Source organism: Pseudomonas sp. FW507-12TSA, assembly GCF_058781435.1.
Genome location: NZ_JBYSWT010000008.1, coordinates 98,905 through 115,954 on the forward strand (window position 1 = coordinate 98,905; position 17,050 = coordinate 115,954).

At 59.9% G+C, this 17,050-nt stretch carries 19 protein-coding genes; 3 read left to right on the forward strand and 16 right to left on the reverse strand.

The features are described from left to right. Positions 1–33 precede the first annotated feature (33 nt). From tolB to AC3WK8_RS10180, 12 genes are all read right to left on the reverse strand, one after another. Positions 34–1,314 carry a Tol-Pal system beta propeller repeat protein TolB gene (gene tolB, locus AC3WK8_RS10125; RefSeq protein WP_152898525.1) on the reverse strand — a complete coding sequence of 427 codons (1,281 nt, stop codon included), beginning with the start codon at positions 1,312–1,314 and terminating at the stop codon, positions 34–36. A gap of 17 nt (positions 1,315–1,331) precedes the next feature. Then, entirely contained in the window at positions 1,332–2,393 is a 1,062-nt protein-coding gene (tolA, locus tag AC3WK8_RS10130) for a cell envelope integrity protein TolA (protein WP_022640506.1), read from the reverse strand. Next, a complete protein-coding gene (gene tolR, locus AC3WK8_RS10135) occupies positions 2,393–2,845 on the reverse strand; it encodes a protein TolR (RefSeq protein ID WP_022640507.1) in 453 nt (150 codons plus the stop codon). The genes tolA and tolR overlap by 1 nt, the downstream gene beginning before the upstream one ends. A gap of 13 nt (positions 2,846–2,858) precedes the next feature. Further along, on the reverse strand, positions 2,859–3,554 hold the full coding sequence (tolQ, locus tag AC3WK8_RS10140; RefSeq protein WP_103324705.1) for a protein TolQ: 696 nt from the start codon (positions 3,552–3,554) through the stop codon (positions 2,859–2,861). Then, complete coding sequence (gene ybgC, locus AC3WK8_RS10145) at positions 3,544–4,011, reverse strand: tol-pal system-associated acyl-CoA thioesterase (RefSeq protein WP_022640509.1); 468 nt, start codon at positions 4,009–4,011, stop codon at positions 3,544–3,546. Before ybgC ends, tolQ begins: the two co-directional genes overlap by 11 nt. Positions 4,012–4,151: 140 nt before the next feature. Further along, the gene (gene ruvB, locus AC3WK8_RS10150; protein ID WP_022640510.1) at positions 4,152–5,210 is read right to left on the reverse strand and encodes a Holliday junction branch migration DNA helicase RuvB; all 1,059 of its coding nucleotides are present in this window, start codon (positions 5,208–5,210) and stop codon (positions 4,152–4,154) included. Beyond that, positions 5,211–5,819, reverse strand: coding sequence for a Holliday junction branch migration protein RuvA (ruvA, locus tag AC3WK8_RS10155; RefSeq protein WP_022640511.1), 609 nt, complete (start codon positions 5,817–5,819; stop codon positions 5,211–5,213). Positions 5,820–5,933: 114 nt separating this feature from the next. After that, on the reverse strand, positions 5,934–6,458 hold the full coding sequence (gene ruvC / locus AC3WK8_RS10160; protein ID WP_022640512.1) for a crossover junction endodeoxyribonuclease RuvC: 525 nt from the start codon (positions 6,456–6,458) through the stop codon (positions 5,934–5,936). Positions 6,459–6,587: 129 nt separating this feature from the next. After that, positions 6,588–7,334 carry a YebC/PmpR family DNA-binding transcriptional regulator gene (locus AC3WK8_RS10165; RefSeq protein ID WP_022640513.1) on the reverse strand — a complete coding sequence of 249 codons (747 nt, stop codon included), beginning with the start codon at positions 7,332–7,334 and terminating at the stop codon, positions 6,588–6,590. Between the two features lie 113 nt (positions 7,335–7,447). Then, positions 7,448–9,223: an aspartate--tRNA ligase gene (gene aspS, locus AC3WK8_RS10170; RefSeq protein ID WP_085595246.1), complete on the reverse strand. Its 1,776-nt coding sequence runs from the start codon at positions 9,221–9,223 to the stop codon at positions 7,448–7,450. Positions 9,224–9,318: 95 nt separating this feature from the next. Then, the gene (locus tag AC3WK8_RS10175; RefSeq protein WP_010457489.1) at positions 9,319–9,540 is read right to left on the reverse strand and encodes an FmdB family zinc ribbon protein; all 222 of its coding nucleotides are present in this window, start codon (positions 9,538–9,540) and stop codon (positions 9,319–9,321) included. A gap of 181 nt (positions 9,541–9,721) precedes the next feature. Further along, positions 9,722–10,195, reverse strand: a complete 474-nt coding sequence (locus AC3WK8_RS10180) for a Dps family protein (protein WP_022640516.1) — start codon at positions 10,193–10,195, stop codon at positions 9,722–9,724. A 458-nt stretch (positions 10,196–10,653) separates the two neighbouring features. On the opposite strand from AC3WK8_RS10180, the gene AC3WK8_RS10185 reads away from it, so the two are divergent. Continuing rightward, complete coding sequence (locus tag AC3WK8_RS10185) at positions 10,654–11,259, forward strand: cold-shock protein (RefSeq protein ID WP_022640517.1); 606 nt, start codon at positions 10,654–10,656, stop codon at positions 11,257–11,259. A 63-nt stretch (positions 11,260–11,322) separates the two neighbouring features. On the opposite strand, the gene AC3WK8_RS10190 is transcribed toward AC3WK8_RS10185, so the two are convergent. After that, a complete protein-coding gene (locus AC3WK8_RS10190; RefSeq protein ID WP_085595243.1) occupies positions 11,323–11,529 on the reverse strand; it encodes a SlyX family protein in 207 nt (68 codons plus the stop codon). Positions 11,530–11,532: 3 nt separating this feature from the next. Continuing rightward, positions 11,533–11,958 carry an HIT family protein gene (locus AC3WK8_RS10195; protein ID WP_103324704.1) on the reverse strand — a complete coding sequence of 142 codons (426 nt, stop codon included), beginning with the start codon at positions 11,956–11,958 and terminating at the stop codon, positions 11,533–11,535. A gap of 924 nt (positions 11,959–12,882) precedes the next feature. Here AC3WK8_RS10195 and AC3WK8_RS10200 point away from each other — a divergent pair. Then, the gene (locus tag AC3WK8_RS10200) at positions 12,883–14,220 is read left to right on the forward strand and encodes an OprD family porin (RefSeq protein ID WP_085595239.1); all 1,338 of its coding nucleotides are present in this window, start codon (positions 12,883–12,885) and stop codon (positions 14,218–14,220) included. A gap of 271 nt (positions 14,221–14,491) precedes the next feature. On the opposite strand, the gene AC3WK8_RS10205 is transcribed toward AC3WK8_RS10200, so the two are convergent. Both AC3WK8_RS10205 and AC3WK8_RS10210 read right to left on the reverse strand, forming a co-directional pair. Next, a complete protein-coding gene (locus AC3WK8_RS10205; RefSeq protein ID WP_103324703.1) occupies positions 14,492–15,331 on the reverse strand; it encodes a mechanosensitive ion channel family protein in 840 nt (279 codons plus the stop codon). A 138-nt stretch (positions 15,332–15,469) separates the two neighbouring features. Next, the gene (locus AC3WK8_RS10210) at positions 15,470–15,955 is read right to left on the reverse strand and encodes a YajQ family cyclic di-GMP-binding protein (protein ID WP_022640522.1); all 486 of its coding nucleotides are present in this window, start codon (positions 15,953–15,955) and stop codon (positions 15,470–15,472) included. 144 nt (positions 15,956–16,099) lie between these two features. Here AC3WK8_RS10210 and AC3WK8_RS10215 point away from each other — a divergent pair, with 144 nt between their 5' ends. After that, positions 16,100–17,017, forward strand: a complete 918-nt coding sequence (locus AC3WK8_RS10215; RefSeq protein ID WP_103324702.1) for a putative 2-dehydropantoate 2-reductase — start codon at positions 16,100–16,102, stop codon at positions 17,015–17,017. Positions 17,018–17,050: the final 33 nt, after the last annotated feature.

Below are 17,050 nucleotides of genomic sequence, written 5' to 3' on the forward strand. Positions count from 1 at the left end.
CCAGTGTGTTAAGTGAAACATTGTAGCGCCGCGTCAGTTCAGGTAAGGGGACCAGGACGGTTCTCTGACTTCGCCTTGAGCGGTAGGAAGCGGGAGCCTCACACGTCCATTAATGGACACGAGCATCAAGACTCCCCGGCCCTGCTGGCGGGTGGCGTAGATTACCATGGTGCCGTTGGGCGCAACAGTAGCTGACTCATCAAGGTTGGTATCTGTAAGGATTTTTACACTACCGCGCTGCAAATCTTGGGCAGCCACCCGGAAGTTGGTGAAACCATCCTGGCGGTGAATCATTACCAGGGTCTTTTCGTCAGCAGAAAGTTTCGGGTTGGCGTTGTAGTTACCAATAAAGGTCACACGCTCAGCGCCACCGCCGTTGACATTGCTTTTATATACTTGCGGCTTTCCGCCCCGGTCGGAAGTGAAGTAGATAGTCGAACCATCCTTGCCCCAGAACGGCTCGGTATTGATGCCTGGGCCGCTGGTGACACGACTGATCTGGCGCGAAGCCATGTTCATCACATAGATGTCGGGGTTGCCATCCTTGGACAGCACGAACGCCAGGCGACTGCCGTCCGGCGACCAGGCTGGCGCACCGTTGAGGCCTTCGAAGTTGGTGATCTGTTCACGACGGCCAGTATCGATGTGCTGGACGAAGATACGCGGACGCTTCTGCTCGAACGATACATAGGCGATACGCTTGCCATCGGGGGCGAAACGTGGCGACAGGATCGGCTCGCGGGATTGCAGCAGGGTCACCGCCCGGGCACCGTCGTAGTCCGAACGCTGCAGGGTGTAGCGGGTGTTGTTGGTGGAGAAACGCTCCGCGGTCACGTACAGCAGGCGCGTGGAGAACGCACCCTTGATGCCGGTGAGTTTCTCGAAGGACTGGTCGGAGATGTAGTGCGACATGTCCCGCAGTTGGTCAACCCCACCAGAGACACTGCCGGTCAGGACCTGCTGCTCGGTGGCGACGTTGAACAGCGCGTACTGCACCTGCAGGCGACCGCCGGCCGGCACGATGCTGCCGACCATCACGTACTGGGCGCCCAGGGCCTTCCAGTCACGGAAGATGACTTCGCTGGCCTGGGTCGGCAAGCTGATCATGTTCTGCTTGGGAATCGGCGCGTAGTAACCCGAGTTGCGCAGGTCATCGCCGATGATCTGCGCCATGTCGTCCGGCAGGACGCTACCGCCCTGCCAGCCGAACGGAACCACCGCGATCGGCGTCGCCCGGTCACTGCCACTGGTGACCAGAATGTTTTTTTCATCCGCCGCCGCTATCCCTGCCATGCAGCAAATAACGACAAGCATTCCTCGAAGAAGGTTTCTCACAAGGCTAGGTCCTCAGGTGTGAATGTCATCTTGAATGAACGATAGGGAGCGAAGTCCTTCGGACTCAGACCCTGCATTTCTGTCAAACGTCCAATGTTCTTGACTGCCGCTACCGCCGAAGCGTCGAACGGACCGTCACCACTGGACTTGATCACGCTGACCGTGGTCACCGTACCATCTGGCAACATGCCAATCCGCAGTTCCACCGTCATGCCCTTGCGCGCCGAAGGAGGACGAGCCCAGCCTTCCGCCGCACGAATACGAATCAGGTCATCGAAACTGCCTGCGACACTGTCACCTACCTCATCCGATTTCGTGGCTTCACGCTCCGGCTTATCGGAAAGCAAGTCCGCCAGGGCCTGGGCCTTTTTCTCTTCGGCAGATTTGCGCGCTGCTTCCTGGGCCTTTTTCTTCGCGGCGTCGGCGGCAGCTTTCTTCTTCGCATCCTCGGCGATCTTTTTCTTCGCCTCGTCAGCTTCGGCTTTCTTCTTGGCGTCTTCCGCGGCTTTCTTCTTCGCGTCTTCGACGATTTTCTTCTTCGCTTCTTCAGCGGCCTTTTTCTTGGCCTCTTCTTCAGCAGCTTTCTTGGCTTCTTCCTCGGCCTTTTTCTTGGCTACATCGGCCAGTTGCTTCTCTTCGGCCTTTTTTGCTTCAGCGGCTTTCTTGGCTTCATCAGCCTTCTTCGCCTCATCGGCTTTCTTGGCCTCGTCAGCCTTTTTCGCTTCCGCGGCTTTTTGGGCAGCCTCTTCTTTCTTTTGTTCCGCGGCCTTGATCTCTTCCTGCTCGACTTTCTTCTGCTCCAACTGCTCGGCTTCGGTCTGGCGCGCGGCGGATTTCTTCGCCTCACCCGCAATCTTGTGATTGGTCTGGGTGGTCGCCGGACTCTTCGATTTCAGCTGGTACAGGGTCGCCTGGACGATCGGCTTGGCCGGTGGCAACTCTGGAGTCATGGCAAAGCTGACGAACAGCATGCCGAACACCAGAACGTGCAGGGCGATCGCCCAGACACTAGGCCAGAAGTAGCTTTCCGAAGCGGACGGCTCTCGCTGTTGCTGCATCAGGGCGCCTCGGTAATCAGGCCAACGTTGCCGACGCCGGCTTTTTGCAGGCCGCCCATGGCACCCATCACGGCGCCGTAGTCGACGGATTTATCGCCGCGAATGAACACCTGGGTGTGCTTGCCGCCTTCGTTGCCGGCACGGATGATCTTGGTCACCGCGTCGGTCATCTGCGGCAAGGTCATTGCCTTGTCCTGTTGCTTGTCGGTATCGACTTCGCTGCCAAGGTTCCAGTAGTAGGTCTTGTCAGCCTTGATCGAGATGGTCAGCACCTGGGTGTTGTTGTCCTGGGGCAAGGCTTCGCTGGAAACCTTGGGCAGGTCGACTTTCACACCCTGGTTGAGCATCGGCGCGGTCACCATGAAGATGACCAGCAGTACCAACATCACGTCGATGTAGGGCACTACGTTCATCTCGGCAACCGGCTTGCGTTTGTGGCGAACTCGGGCCATTGGGTTTACCTGCTCACTCTTCGCTGGTGTGCACTTTACGGTGCAGGATCGCCTGGAACTCGTCGGCGAAGGTGTAGTAGCGGCTGATCAGCGTCTCGCCGCGAGCGGAGAAACGGTTGTAGGCGATCACCGCCGGGATGGCCGCGAACAGGCCGATGGCAGTCGCTACCAGCGCTTCGGCGATGCCCGGGGCGACAGTGGCCAAGGTCGCTTGCTGGGCGGAAGCCAGGCCACGGAAGGAGTTCATGATCCCCCATACGGTACCGAACAGACCGATGTACGGGCTGACCGAGCCGACGGTAGCGAGAAACGGCAGGCTCTGCTCGAGTTTCTCTTCCTCGCGGGAGATGGCTACGCGCATGGCCCGGGCCACGCCTTCCATCACCGCCTCGGGGTCGACGCCCGGCTGCTGGCGCAGGCGGGAGAATTCCTTGAAGCCGGCACGGAAGATCTGCTCGACGCCAGAGTCCGGATCAGGATTGCTACCCGCCTGGCGATACAACTTGGACAGGTCGATACCGGACCAGAAGCGCTCCTCGAAGCTCTCCAGGGCACGTCGACCGGCGCGCAGCAGGTTGCTGCGCTGAAAGATCATGATCCATGAAGTCACCGATGCGGCTACCAGGGTCAGCATTACCAACTGCACTACAACGCTGGCATTGCTGACCAGGCTCCACATGGAGGAATGGTCGACGACGTTAGCTTCCACGCTTTATCTCCTGCTCTGAGTGTGTACCCGCGCTGCCCTCGTCGGCGAAGGCCGTACGAAGGGCGTCTGGAATGGCGCGGGGTTTGAAATTGTCGGCGCGTACACAGGCCACCAGGAACTGCCCCTCGCAGAGCAGCACATGATCCGAGGACCGCCTGACCTGCTGGGTGAATCGCAGGCTGGCCCGGTTCAGCTCGGTGACTTGGGCACTGATCAGAAGCTCGTCGTCCAGCCGCGCCGGCGCGTGGTAACGCGCTTCGCTGGAATGCACGACAAACAACAGGTTCTCCCCCACCAGCTGCGATTGGGCAAAGCCCAGGTGTCGTAGCCGCTCGGTTCGAGCCCGTTCCATAAACTTAAGGTAATTGACGTAATACACGATGCCGCCGGCATCGGTGTCCTCGTAATAAACGCGACAACGATGTGCGAACGGCTCAAGCCCGTTTTGCGCGCGCATACTCTAGTGCTTACTCCTCGGGTTGCCAATCCGGCCAGGCAACTGTTTTTTCATTCTTGGACGACTTTCGCTGAAGTTTCGACGAAGCCAGCCCCTAGGACAGCACAAACTCCGAATAAGTCGACGAAAAGTGTGTCCGATCAATCGTCCACGGCATCGAGAAACTCGTCTACCACGGGCGCTTCTGCCAATCGTGACGGAATGTTTAGCCCGAAATGCAGGTAAGCATGCCGGGTCACCACCCGACCACGCGGGGTCCGCATGATGTAGCCCTGCTGGATCAGGTACGGCTCCAGCACGTCCTCGATGGTATGGCGCTCTTCGCTGATCGCGGCGGCCAGGCTGTCGACCCCCACCGGTCCGCCATCGAACTTCTCGATCATGGTCAACAATAGACGCCGGTCCTGATGGTCGAAGCCACGCTCGTCGACATCCAGCAGGTTCAGCGCCAGGTCGGCCACCGCCTTGGTGATATGCCCCTTGGCTCGCACCTCGGCGAAGTCGCGCACCCGGCGCAGCAGGCGGTTGGCGATCCGCGGTGTGCCCCGTGCCCGACGCGCCACTTCGATGGCGCCGTCCGGGTCCAGCGGCAAGCCGAGGATGCTGGCGGAACGACTGACGATGGTCGCCAGGTCCGTGATGCTATAGAACTCCAGGCGCTGGACGATACCGAAGCGGTCCCGCAGCGGGTTGGTCAGCATCCCGGCCCGCGTGGTAGCGCCGACCAGGGTGAAGGGCGGCAGGTCGAGCTTGATCGAACGCGCCGCCGGGCCCTCGCCGATCATGATGTCGAGCTGGAAATCCTCCATCGCCGGATACAGCACTTCCTCGACGATCGGTGACAGGCGATGGATCTCGTCGATGAACAGCACGTCATGGGGTTCGAGATTGGTCAACAACGCCGCCAGGTCACCGGGACGCTCCAGCACCGGCCCGGAGGTGCTCTTGATCGAGACGCCCATCTCCTGGGCGATGATGTTGGCCAGGGTGGTCTTGCCCAGCCCTGGCGGACCGAAGATCAGGGTATGGTCCAGGGATTCGTTGCGCCCGCGGGCGGCCTGGATGAACAGTTCCATCTGCTCGCGCACGCCGGGCTGGCCGATGTAGTCGGCCAGGCTGACCGGACGAATCGCCCGGTCCTGGATTTCTTCGCGCTCACGGGGGCCCGTGGCGGCGATCAGACGATCAGCTTCTATCACTTAGATCATTCCCTTCAGGGCCCGGCGGATCATTTCTTCGCTGCTCAAGCCTTTCTCTTTGATCGCGGACACTGCCTTGCTGGCCTCCTGCGGCTTGTAGCCCAGGGAAATCAGCGCACTGACCGCGTCCGATTCAGCACTGGCCACCGGCATCGGCGCATCCGGCTGGTTCGGCACCAGGGCGAACATGCTCGGGACCGCCTCCCAGGCCTTGAAGCGGTCCTTGAGTTCTACCAACAGGCGCTCGGCGGTCTTCTTGCCGACCCCTGGCACCTTGGTCAGGGCCGAGGTGTCCTGGGCCTGCACGCTGCGCACCAGTTCATCCACCTCGAGGCTGGACATCAGGGCCAGTGCCAGTTTCGGCCCCACGCCATTGAGACGGATCAACTCGCGGAAAAAGTCTCGCTCGCGCTTGCTGGCGAAGCCGTAGAGTAACTGCGCGTCTTCGCGCACGACCAAATGAGTGTGCAAGGTCAGTGGTTCGCCGACCGACGGCAAGCGGTACAGGGTGGTCATGGGCACTTCGACTTCATACCCCAACCCATTGACATCAAGAATCAGGTGCGGCGGCTGTTTTTCAGCCAAGGTGCCGCGCAAGCGTCCAATCACGTTCGAATCCTTAAGGCGATGGCCAGCGTTCGCTGGCGACTCACTGAGCAGGCATCCGGGCCGGGCACCCTGGCGCCACGATGCTCCACTCTTGAAATGACTGCGCCGATGCTATCAGAGACGCAAGCGGCCGCCACGACTGCGTGCCGTCCCCAAGCCGTGGGGCAACAGGCTGGAGCGGGTATGGGAATGACAGATGGCGATGGCCAGGGCGTCCGATGCGTCTATCTGCGGCTTGGCGGTCAGCTTGAGCAGATGCATCACCATCATCTGCACCTGCTCCTTGTTGGCGCCACCGGTGCCGGCGACGGCCTGCTTGACCTGGGTAGCGGTGTACTCGGCGATCTCCAGGCCCTCCTCGGCCGCGGCCACTATGGCCGCGCCCCGTGCCTGCCCGAGCTTCAGCGCCGAATCGGCATTACGCGCCATGAACACCTTCTCGATGCCCATGGTCACTGGCCCGTAGGTCTGGATCACCTCGCGCACCCCGCGATAGACGATCTGCAAACGCTCATGCAGTTCGCCGGCGCCAGTGCGAATGCACCCCGAGGCCACATACACGCAACCGCGCCCGGTGTCGCGAACCACGCCATAACCGGTGATGCGCGAACCGGGGTCGATGCCAAGAATAAGAGTCATAACGCCTGCTGCTGGAGTGAAAAGGCCTGCCGGGGATGACCGGGATAGCGAAAAGAGCGAAGCCGGAAGCGCCCTGCCGCACAATCATCGCGGCGTTGCGCATCCGGCTTCAAGGTCGGTGCAGTCGAATCAGCCCAACTGGGCAGCAACCGACTCTGGAATATCCGCGTTGGAATAGACGTTCTGCACATCATCCAGGTCTTCCAGCATGTCGATCAGCTTCAAGACCTTCTCCGCACCGTCCAGGTCCAGCTCGGCACTGGTGGTCGGCAACATGACGATCTCCGCATCCGCCGCCTTGAAGCCCGCAGCTTCCAGGGCATTGCGCACGCCATAGAAACCGGCGAAGGAAGTGAATACGTCGACCGAGCCGTCTTCGTTGCTCACTACGTCGTCGGCATCGGCCTCCATCGCCGCTTCCATCAGCCCATCTTCGTCGACACCTTCGGCAAAGGTCAGCTGGCCCTTGCGCTCGAACAGATAAGCCACCGAACCGTCGGTGCCCAGGTTGCCGCCACACTTGCTGAAGGCATGACGAACCGCCGCCGCGGTGCGGTTGCGGTTATCAGTCATGCATTCGACCATCACTGCCACGCCATTGGGACCGTAGCCCTCGTAGGTCAGCTCGACCACGTCGTCGCTGCCGGCAGCACCGGTACCGCGGGCGATAGCCCGATCGATGATGTCACGACTCATGTTGGCGCCCAGGGCCTTGTCCAGGGCCAGGCGCAGGCGTGGGTTGGAACCGGGCTCACCACCACCCTGGCGGGCTGCGACGGTCAGCTCACGAATCCATTTGGTGAAGATCTTGCCTCTCTTGGCATCCTGACGCTCTTTGCGGTGCTTGATGTTCGCCCACTTGGAATGACCGGCCATAATTTGCTCCAAATTCTCCTTGAAACCTTACCAGCGCTGCCATCAGGCAGGCGGATAACAAAAACTCGCCCCATAGAAAAAGCGCACCCGAAGGTGCGCCTTGTCGGGCCAGCTTACTCAGCCTTTGGCTGTTCGCGCAGACGGATGTGCAGCTCGCGCAGAGCCTTGGCATCCACCGCACCCGGCGCTTCGGTCATGACACAGGCCGCGCTCTGGGTTTTCGGGAAGGCGATCACTTCACGAATCGATTGCGCGCCGGTCATCAGCATCACCAGGCGATCCAGGCCGAAGGCCAGGCCGCCATGGGGTGGCGCGCCGTACTTGAGGGCGTCCAGCAGGAAGCCGAACTTCTCTTCCTGCTCCGCTTCCTGGATGCCCAGCAGACGGAATACCGCTTGCTGCATTTCCTTGCGATGGATACGGATCGAACCGCCACCCAGCTCAGTGCCGTTGAGCACCATGTCGTAGGCACGGGACAGGGCCTCGGACGGGTTGGCCTCGAGCTCGGCTGGCGAGCACTTGGGCGCGGTGAACGGGTGGTGCACGGCGCTGACGCTACCGTCGTCGTTCTCTTCGAACATCGGGAAATCGATGACCCATAGCGGAGCCCAGTCGCTGGTCAGCAGGTTCAGGTCGTTGCCGACCTTGATCCGCAGCGCGCCCAGGGCTTCGCTGACGATCTTGGCCTTGTCGGCACCGAAGAACACGATGTCGCCATCGACCGCGCCAACGCGATCGAGGATCACGTTCAGGCTGGTTTCAGGAATGTTCTTGACGATCGGCGACTGCAGGCCTTCGACGCCCTTGGCACGCTCGTTGACCTTGATGTAAGCCAGGCCCTTGGCACCGTAGATGCCGACGAACTTGGTGTAGTCGTCGATCTTGCTGCGTGGCATGCTCGCCCCGCCAGGAACGCGCAAGGCCGCCACACGGCACTTCGGATCGTTGGCCGGACCACTGAATACCTTGAATTCCACGTCCTTGAGCTGGTCGGCCACATCCACCAATTCCAGCGGGATACGCAGGTCCGGCTTGTCGGAACCGTAGCGACGCATGGCTTCGTGCCAGGTCATGTGCGGGAACTCGCCGAATTCCACGTCCAGCACTTCCTTGAACAGGTTGCGGATCATGCCCTCGGTGAGGCCCATGATGTCCTGTTCGTTGAGGAAGCTGGTCTCGATGTCGATCTGAGTGAACTCAGGCTGACGATCGGCACGCAGGTCTTCGTCGCGGAAGCACTTGGCGATCTGGTAGTAGCGGTCGAAGCCGGCCACCATCAACAGCTGCTTGAACTGCTGCGGCGATTGCGGCAGGGCGAAGAAGTTGCCGGCGTGGGTACGGCTTGGCACCAGATAGTCGCGGGCACCTTCAGGGGTGGCGCGAGTCAGGATCGGCGTCTCGACGTCGAGGAAGCCGTTCTCGTCGAGGTAGCGACGCACGCTGCTGGTGATTCGCGAGCGCAGGCGCAGCTTCTCGGCCATTTCTGGACGACGCAGGTCGATATAGCGATAGCGCAGGCGGGTCTCTTCGCCTACGTCGGTGTATTCGTTGAGCGGGAACGGCGGGGTTTCCGCGTCGTTCAGCACTTCCAGCTCGTAACCCAGGACCTCGATCATGCCCGAGGCCATGTTGGCGTTGCCGGCACCGGCCGGACGCAGGCGTACCTTGCCGGTGACCTTGACCACGTATTCGCTGCGCACACGGTCGGCGGTTGCGAAGGTTTCAGCGCGGTCCGGATCGAACACCACCTGGGCCAGGCCTTCACGATCACGGATATCGAGGAAGATCACCCCGCCGTGGTCACGACGACGGTGGACCCATCCGCAAAGGGTTACTTCCTGACCTTCCAGGCTTTCGTTCAGTTGGCCGCAATAATGGCTGCGCATCATGGTAGTGGTTTCACTTCTCGTAATTCGAAATTCGATGGAGGCCTTGCGCCCCACTTGGGGCCGGATAGTGCAAGAACTCGCGCGTGTCGTTCAACTTAGTCAGCTTTGTCGCCACCGGCCAGGTTCTTCTTCGAGCCGGTCTTGAAGTCGGTTTCATACCAGCCGGTGCCGCTCAGGCGAAAACCGGGCATGGACAGCATCTTTTTCAGTTCAGGTGCCTGGCAGGCAGGGCAGTCGACCAGCGGCGCAGCGCTGATCTTCTGAATGGCTTCCAACTGATGACCACAGGAAGCGCATTGGTAGTCGTACATCGGCATGGGGGCGTCTCGGCAATCAGGTTACTGCTTGAACTACAGCCAGAGCCCACGCCAAAGCTCGGGCTACGTAGCAAAGAGCGGGATTATATCCATTAAATCGGCCCTGTGCAGCCGAATGCCCCATAACCGATGCGCCTCGCAGATACGGATGACGCGCAAGGCGCCATCCATAGCGGAGGGCTTAACGGTTTTCCAGCAGCGAACGCAGCATCCAGGCGGTTTTCTCATGCACCTGCATGCGCTGGGTCAGCAGGTCCGCCGTGGGTTCGTCGCTGACCTTGTCCAACAGCGGGAAGATACCCCGGGCGGTGCGGGTCACCGCCTCCTGGCCGCTGACCAGCTGCTTGATCATTTCCTCGGCTGCCGGCACACCTTCTTCCTCTTTGATCGAGGACAGCCTGGCGTAGATGGAATAGGCGCCTGGAGCCGGGAAGCCCAGGGCACGGATGCGTTCGGCGATCAGGTCGACCGCCAGGGCCAGTTCGTTGTACTGCTCCTCGAACATCAGGTGCAGGGTGCGAAACTGAGGGCCAGTGACGTTCCAGTGAAAGTTATGGGTCTTGAGGTACAACACGTAGGTATCCGATAGCAGACGGGAAAGGCCGTCGACGATGGATTTACGATCCGCTTCGCTGATACCGATATCAATTGCCATGTTTCTCTCCGTTAACCAGATGAATTCACCCAATCGCTGCCGGACCACTCTAGCAAGAGCATCGCCCCTGCGCCGGCTTCTGTCCCCCGACCGGCCTGCGGTGGATTGTCCCGTGGCCAGCCGGCCCCTCAGACGCTGGGCTCGAGCCTGTTCTGACCACGGGGGAAACCCCATGTTCCTTGGAAAACCCGCCAACACCTGTCTAGCACAGGCCTTTGCCTGATGCTCCGAATCACCATCGCCCACGATGGGGTTGCCCCCTCTTGCCAGCCTGCGTCGGTGATTTGAGAAGGCCTGGGCTTTGCGGTTAAATAGAGCCCGTGTCGTTGTTGCCTATTTCTTCGGCCAACGCGCATAGGCTGACACCACGCATGTACCCGCCTTAACCTTTTTTTCCAAAGCGAACCGTGCGCGATCAGCTCTTCCTTAGTGCTACTTCTTAACGTGAGTTAATCAAAATGTTGAAAATCGTCCACCTGCTGACAGGCCTTGCAGCCTTGCTGCTGTCCTTGATTCCGAGTCTGAGATCTGACGCGGTTCCCTACCTGCAACAACCCGATGCTCTTTACCTGGCCATTTTCGGCCTGCTCAACCTGGCCCTGGCTCCCGTTGCTCCCCACTGGAACAAAGGCCCGCGCCAGCACCTGCAGAACCTGGTCAGCGCCCTGCTGGTCCTGGTCGTTGTCCTGCAAACCCTCACCCTGCTGGCTCCCATGCCGGTGATCGGTGGTCAACCTGCGGTCCTGGTCAGCCTGCTGACCGCATTGATCGCCGTGGCCCTGCACCTGGCCGTGAGCTTCTACAAATCGTCACCAGCCGCCGCTGCTTCACCTGCCTATGACATGAGCAATCGTGATACCGGCACCGTGAAGTGGTTCAACACCTCCAAGGGCTTCGGCTTTATCTCCCGGGACTCCGGCGATGATATTTTCGTGCACTTTCGCGCCATTCGCGGCGAAGGCCATCGCGTCCTGGTCGAAGGCCAGCGCGTGGAGTTCTCGGTGATGAACCGTGACAAGGGCCTGCAAGCCGAGGACGTGATCGCTGCTCTGCCGCGCCGCTGACCGCCTCGCTGCATAAAAAACCGCGCCAAGAGGCGCGGTTTTTTTTGCTCTGCAGTTCCCCCCTCAATAGTGGGGGGGCGGGGCTTCTTCTTCGAAGGAGCCGAACTGACCGACCATCTCCTCCTGGCGCTTGAGCATGGCCGTCATCTGCAGTTGCAGGCGCTCCAGCAACTTGTGCTGCGCCACCAGCTCATCATTGAGGGCCTGGATGGTGTCATCCTGAAATGCCAGGCGACTTTCAAGATCGATTACCCGCGCTTCCAGACTCATGGTTCAGCCCTCCAGAAAGCGAAAATCATCGGTCAGCACCAACCGCAAGCGCTCACGGATCTGTGCAACCTGCTCTGCACTGTAAGGTTTGGCCGGTTGCTTGCCCCATACCGGTGCAGGCCAGGCCGCATCGTCGCGCTTGCGCACGATCACATGCATGTGCAGCTGGCTGACCACGTTGCCCAGCGTCGCCACGTTCAACTTGTCGGCATCGAAGGAGTCCTTCAGCACTTCGGCCAGTGCTGTGGTTTCTCGCCACAACTGTTGCTGATCGGTGACATCCAGTTGAAACAACTCGCTGATATCTTCGCGACGCGGCACCAGGATGAACCAGGGGTAGTTTGCATCATTGGACAGCAGCAGCCGGCAAAGGGGGAAGTCCCCGATGGCTAATGTGTCTTGCTGCAATCGTAAATCTAAAGTGAACACCGCGCTTGCTCCCGCTCAACTCATTACAGCCTGGCCGTCCAGTATTACTGACACCTGCCAGGCGACAGAGGCGCAGCATACCTGCGAATGCCTCGCACTTCATGGGCAATAAGCCTGCGCCCCTCACCCCCACTTGGCAAGGAGCCACAGCATGCAACCGACTGCGCCCCGAGGCAGGACACTTTCCGAAGCCCCGCACCCATTGCCTACAAAACGTCAGAAGTGTTCGAAAGATGACCAGGCAAGCCCTTGATGTTTCTCGTTCTTTGCGCGCCAGTGCACATGGGACTCGCACCGCGTTTCGTTGGCCTTGCACCAAAACCGCACAAAGGGTCTACGCTGAACACCCCAAGCATCCGCCGTTTACTCACTTTGCAGTGTGCAGCGGTAACATTTTGCAAAGCTGTGCAACTTATTGCACACACCCCTGCACCATGGGTGCAGCCACGTCAAGCCAAACGAAAAGCCAGCGGAACAGGGGTTTTATGCAATTTTTACAGGCTCATATGACGCCTGGAACAAAAATCGCCGAGCAAAATGGATTTGTGCACGTTTGTTGCATTCAGCCCGGAACCGTCTGCGATGGCTCACAGGAAGTGAGAGCTTACAGACTCATGATAAGAGTGGCAGGGCTGCCCTAAAGTACTTTTAAAGTTTGTGCAACGGGGCCTTAACGGCCTCCTTACATCCTCCCCAAAAGTGCTATTAAAGTTGTCGGGCCGGATACATACCGGCCAAACAATTGCGACACCGGTCGAGCAATTTGCGACAGCCTCGTAAAGAAGGTGCAAGGATAGATAGGCAAGTATCGCCAATATTGTCAGCGTGATATAAGTTTGCGCCGACCCAAAAAGAAAGAGCCGCCCAGATAAAAATACAGGTGGGACGGCAATAGTCTTCTAAAAACCAAAGGAGCAAATCACGATGCGCGTGATGAAGTGGAGCATGATCGCCCTGGCTGTATCCGCAGGGACCTCGCAGTTCGCAATCGCGTCCTCCCAGGACGAGTCCAAGGGCTTCTTCGAAGATCAGAGCCTGAAGTCCAAGACTCGCCTGGAATACATGAATCGCGACTACAAGAATGGCGCCGGTAACATTTCCAAGCCAGGTGGAGGCTACAAGAGCGGTTATCGTCAAGATACCGGTATCAGTGAACTGCTGACCTACGAGTCGGGCTTCACCCAAGGCACCGTGGGTGTCGGCGTGGATGCCATGGCCATGGGTGCAGCCCGCCTGGACGGCGGCGCAGGTCGTGCCGGCAACGGTCTGTTCGCAGTCAATAGCGACGGCCAACCGGAAAAGACCCAGTCCAAGACTGGCGCCGCCATCAAGTTCCGCATCTCCGACACCACCCTCAAGTACGGTCGTCAATTCGTCGCCAGCCCGGTATTCGCCACCGACGATAGCCGCCTGTTGCCGGAAGTGGCCGAAGGCACCCTGATCACCAGCAAGGAAATCAAGGGCCTGGAACTGAACGCTGGCCGCTTCACCGCGCTGAGCAAGCAGACCGGCATGGGCAAGGACAGCATCGGCGGCGTGGCCGACCTGGATGGCCAAGGTGGCAAAGGCCTGCCTTCGGCGGACATCTTCGGTGCGACCTACGCCTTCACCGACAACTTCACCGGCACCCTGGCAGCCTCCAAGGTCGACCAGTACTTCAAGAAGCAGTACATCAACCTGAACTACACCCTGCCGATCGCCGAGTCGCAGTCCCTGAACTTCGACTTCAACGGCTACAAGACCGAAGGCGACAAGCGTGGCGACCTGGTCGACATGATCGGCGATGGCCGCAAGGGCGTAGACAACAAACTGTGGAGCCTGGCAGCGGCATACAGCCTCGGCGCGCACAAGTTCACCCTGGCCCACCAGCGCTCCAGCGGCGACAACGGCTACTACTACGGCGTTGACGGCAACGGCACGGTCTTCGTGGCCAACTCCATCCAGATCTCCGACTTCGTGGGCCGCGACGAGCGCTCCTGGCAAGCACGTTACGACCTGAACATGGCCACCTATGGCGTGCCAGGCCTGAGTTTCATGGCTCGCTACGTGACTGGTGACAACATCTCCACCAATGGCCTGGGCGAAGGCAAGGAAAAGGAGTTCAACTTCGAGACCAAATACGTCATGCAGGAAGGTCCGGCCAAGGACCTGTCCTTCCGCCTGCGTAGCGCAGTGTATCGCGTCAATAATGCCTACAGCGGCTACCAGTCGGATAACAACGATGTTCGTATCATCGTCGAGTATCCTCTGAGCATCTTGTAATCCCGATATCCGGCTAATTAAGCCAACGCTCGATATCAATAAAAACCGCCGCACTGAAATAGCGCGGCGGTTTTTTTATACCGACGAAAAGTACCAATCAAAATACGCAAACAAATAGCAAGCTAACTAATAAACCGTCTGTCGCTAGTTGATACTCATCAACCTCTAACAACCCACTTAGTTGCCAGTCCGCAAAACAAACAAGGGGCCCATGGCCCCTTGTCTTGAACAACATTAGCTGACCGAACAGCCAACTTATGAAACCGTCTTGTTACACGGCGGCTTCCTGGACCACGCGGATCACCCGTTGCGGAAACGGGATATCGATACCCGCGGCTTTCAAACGATCACGAGACAACTCGTTGAACTGGAACATGACATCCCAGTAGTCGGCAGTCTTGACCCAGACGCGCAACGACAGGGTGATGGCGCTGTCGCCCAGGGTCGAAACCACAGCCACCGGCGCCGGGTCGGCCAGCACACGCTCATCCTTGGCCAGTTCCAGCAGCACTTCACGTGCCTTCTGCAGGTCCGCGTCGTAATCCACGCCCACATCGAATACCACCTTGCGCGTGGGTTGGCGGTTGTAGTTGGTGATGATGCCGTTGGACAGGTTGCCGTTGGGCACGATCACCGTCTTGTTGTCACCGGTACGCAGTACCGTGTGGAAGATCTGGATGCTGTCGACGGTACCGCTGATGCCCTGGGCTTCGATGAAGTCACCAATGCGGAACGGACGGAACAGCAGGATCAGCACTCCGCCGGCAAAGTTCGCCAGGCTGCCTTGCAGCGCCAGGCCGATGGCCAGGCCGGCGGCACCGATGGCGGCGACGAAGGAAGTGGTCTCGACACCGATCATCGAAGCCACGCTGACGATCAGCAAGACCTTGAGCACGATGTTCGCCAGGCTGCTGATGAAGCCCTGCAACGCCAGGTCGGCATTACGCAGCGCCAGGAGCCTGCCCACTTTATGGGTCAGCTTGTTGATCAGCCACCAACCGATGGCCAGGGTGACCACGGCCAGCAGCACGCGACTGCCGTATTCCATGATCATTGGAATCCAGGCCTGGGAAGCCCGGACCAGGTTGTCTACTTCAGCATTCAAATCCATCTATCTCTCCAGGTTTCCGCGATTGCGCAGGATGCATGACTGACAGGCAGAACGACCGGCTCCCGGGGAGCTCAATCGTTTCTGCCATCGCTCCGGCCTCGGACGCCAACAAGAGCTGGAGGTTCCCGGAAGCGTCGATCAATCACGGAAGTTGTTGAACTGCAGCGGCATGCCGAATTCCTTGCCACGCAGTGCCGCGATGGCCTCTTGCAGGTCGTCGCGCTTCTTGCCGGTCACCCGGACCTGCTCGCCCTGGATGGCGGCCTGCACCTTGAGCTTGGCCTCCTTGATATGGGCAACGATCTTCTTCGCCAGTTCCTTGTCGATCCCTTCCTTGAGTACCGCTTCCTGCTTCATCACCTTGCCCGAGGCATAGGCGTCCTTGATTTCCAGGCATTGGACGTCGATCTTGCGCTTGACCAGGGCCAGCTTGAGGATCTCGATCATCGCTTCCAGCTGGAACTCGGCTTCAGCGGTCAGGTTGACGGTCAGGTCCTTGTCCTTGAACTCGAAGCTGCCCTTGCCCTTCAGGTCGTAGCGGCGATCCAGTTCCTTGACGGCGTTTTCCACCGCGTTGGTGACTTCGTGCTTGTCCAGTTCGGATACCACGTCAAACGACGGCATGTACTCTCTCCAAATAAAAAAGGGGCGCTGTTCAGAACATCGAACACGCCCGGCTTGCGGTTAAAATCCGCGCTCATTATAACGGGTCTTTCCCCTCCTTCACCGCGTGCCCTCCCCGGGCCTGCCAAACAGAGCGAAAACTTGATGTCCACTACCTGGCACGTCCTCGGCGCCGGCAGCCTCGGTACTCTCTGGGCCACACGCCTGGCCCGCGCCGGCCTGCCGGTACGCCTGATCCTGCGGGACCAGGCCCGCTTGCAGGACTACCAAGCCGCTGGCGGCCTGACCCTGGTCGAACAGGGCCAGAGCCACCTGTATCCGATCCCCGGCGAAACCTGCGACAGCCCGCAACCGATCCAGCGCCTGCTGCTGGCTTGCAAGGCCTACGATGCCGAGGCGGCCGTGGCGCGCATCGCCACCCGCCTGACGCCAGGGGCCGAGCTGATCCTCTTGCAAAATGGCCTGGGCAGCCAGGACGCCGTGGCCGCCCGGGTTCCCGCGGCACGCTGCATCGCCGCCTCCAGCACCGAGGGGGCATTCCGCGATGGCGCCTGGCGCGTGGTGTTCGCCGGACATGGCTATACCTGGCTCGGCGATGCCGGCCACCCCACCGCGCCGATCTGGCTGGATGAACTCAGTGCCAGTGGCATTCCCCATGAATGGACCACCCAGATCCTCACCCGGCTCTGGCGCAAGCTGGCGCTCAACTGCGCCATCAACCCCCTGACGGTGCTATACGATTGCCGCAATGGCGGCCTGCAGCAACACCGCTGTGAAGTCACCACCCTGTGTGCCGAACTGGGCGAGCTGCTGCAATGCTGTGGGCAACCCGATGCGGCGCAAGACCTGCAACAGGAAGTCGAACGGGTGATCCAGGCCACCGCCGCCAATTACTCCTCGATGTACCAGGACGTGGCCAACCAGCGGCGTACCGAAATCCGCTACCTGCTGGGCCACGCCTGCGCAGTCGCCAACCGCCATCGGCTGGCGTTGCCGCACCTGCAGCAATTGCAACTGCGCCTCAAGGAACACCTGCAACTGCACGGATTGCCCAGCGACTGAGCAGCGGCTACGCTGCCCACTTGCTCATTTCCA

Excerpts from the sequence above, each read along its gene's own strand:
- AC3WK8_RS10165 (WP_022640513.1), bottom strand. The coding sequence starts at position 7,334 with ATGGCCGGTCATTCCAAGTGGGCGAACATCAAGCACCGCAAAGAGCGT.
- AC3WK8_RS10215 (WP_103324702.1), top strand. The coding sequence starts at position 16,100 with ATGTCCACTACCTGGCACGTCCTCGGCGCCGGCAGCCTCGGTACTCTC.
- AC3WK8_RS10190 (WP_085595243.1), bottom strand. The coding sequence starts at position 11,529 with ATGAGTCTGGAAGCGCGGGTAATCGATCTTGAAAGTCGCCTGGCATTT.
- tolB (WP_152898525.1), bottom strand. The coding sequence starts at position 1,314 with ATGCTTGTCGTTATTTGCTGCATGGCAGGGATAGCGGCGGCGGATGAA.
- AC3WK8_RS10180 (WP_022640516.1), bottom strand. The coding sequence starts at position 10,195 with ATGGCAATTGATATCGGTATCAGCGAAGCGGATCGTAAATCCATCGTC.
- ruvC (WP_022640512.1), bottom strand. The coding sequence starts at position 6,458 with ATGACTCTTATTCTTGGCATCGACCCCGGTTCGCGCATCACCGGTTAT.
- AC3WK8_RS10200 (WP_085595239.1), top strand. The coding sequence starts at position 12,883 with ATGCGCGTGATGAAGTGGAGCATGATCGCCCTGGCTGTATCCGCAGGG.
- AC3WK8_RS10210 (WP_022640522.1), bottom strand. The coding sequence starts at position 15,955 with ATGCCGTCGTTTGACGTGGTATCCGAACTGGACAAGCACGAAGTCACC.
- AC3WK8_RS10205 (WP_103324703.1), bottom strand. The coding sequence starts at position 15,331 with ATGGATTTGAATGCTGAAGTAGACAACCTGGTCCGGGCTTCCCAGGCC.
- AC3WK8_RS10175 (WP_010457489.1), bottom strand. The coding sequence starts at position 9,540 with ATGCCGATGTACGACTACCAATGCGCTTCCTGTGGTCATCAGTTGGAA.
- tolA (WP_022640506.1), bottom strand. The coding sequence starts at position 2,393 with ATGCAGCAACAGCGAGAGCCGTCCGCTTCGGAAAGCTACTTCTGGCCT.
- aspS (WP_085595246.1), bottom strand. The coding sequence starts at position 9,223 with ATGATGCGCAGCCATTATTGCGGCCAACTGAACGAAAGCCTGGAAGGT.
- ybgC (WP_022640509.1), bottom strand. The coding sequence starts at position 4,011 with ATGCGCGCGCAAAACGGGCTTGAGCCGTTCGCACATCGTTGTCGCGTT.
- tolR (WP_022640507.1), bottom strand. The coding sequence starts at position 2,845 with ATGGCCCGAGTTCGCCACAAACGCAAGCCGGTTGCCGAGATGAACGTA.
- AC3WK8_RS10185 (WP_022640517.1), top strand. The coding sequence starts at position 10,654 with ATGTTGAAAATCGTCCACCTGCTGACAGGCCTTGCAGCCTTGCTGCTG.